Origin of the sequence: Prevotellamassilia timonensis (assembly GCF_021531665.1) — a bacterium.
In the GTDB taxonomy this organism is placed as follows: domain Bacteria; phylum Bacteroidota; class Bacteroidia; order Bacteroidales; family Bacteroidaceae; genus Alloprevotella.
In genome coordinates this window covers 1-663 of record NZ_JADYUH010000126.1, presented here as the reverse complement: position 1 = coordinate 663, position 663 = coordinate 1, and the positions used below count along the sequence as shown (strand labels likewise).

2 pseudogenes are annotated in these 663 nt (G+C 47.7%); both read right to left on the bottom strand.

Annotated elements, in window-relative coordinates:
- A pseudogene (locus I6E40_RS10640) lies at positions 1–336 on the bottom strand (transposase); the annotation flags it as partial.
- Positions 302–663, bottom strand: a pseudogene (locus I6E40_RS10635) (transposase); the annotation flags it as partial. The pseudogenes I6E40_RS10635 and I6E40_RS10640, both read right to left, overlap by 35 nt.

The window sequence follows — 663 nt, the reverse complement described above, 5'->3', positions numbered from 1 at the left end:
GGCAATGACACGCTCGGCTTCAAGATCTGTATTGGTGATGTAGCCCTTGAGTCCGTCCCACTGGCAGTCCTCTGCAATCTTCTCTTCGCTAATGACAACCTCTATGTCCTTGCTGATTTCAAGAAACTTGTTGTAGCCACGCTTGTTCACCTGACTCTTCGTAATGCGTCCGGTCTTATAAGCTTTTCTCAATCGGGCAATTCCGCGGTCACGGTTGTAGGCATCCTTCTTCGCACGTTTGTCGGAATAACTGACGATAAGTCTTTCCCCATTCTCACGCTTGCAGTTGTAACAGGCTTTATCAACCTTCTCTAGAGAGAGAATCCATTGCTTCACACAATACGTCCGTCTGTGCTGTCTCAAAGTAGAGCGTCGTCACGTCGTAGAACATCAAGCCGATTTTGCCGCCGAACAGTTTTCGGGTGTGCTCTACGCTGATTTGCTGTGCAAGCTCCATCTGAGTATTGTAGAGCTTATCCATGTAGCGGTAGATGTGGTTGAGGTCAACATCTTCATCATAATATGACTTCAGGTAATCTACTGTGGCAAGTTTGCTTCTGGGCTGCGACACCCTTGCGATTACCAAATGGCGCAGAATCTCATCGGGAATCCGGTTAAAACCGATGCTGTCATAGACTTGATCAAGCAGAAGCTGAGTACCGT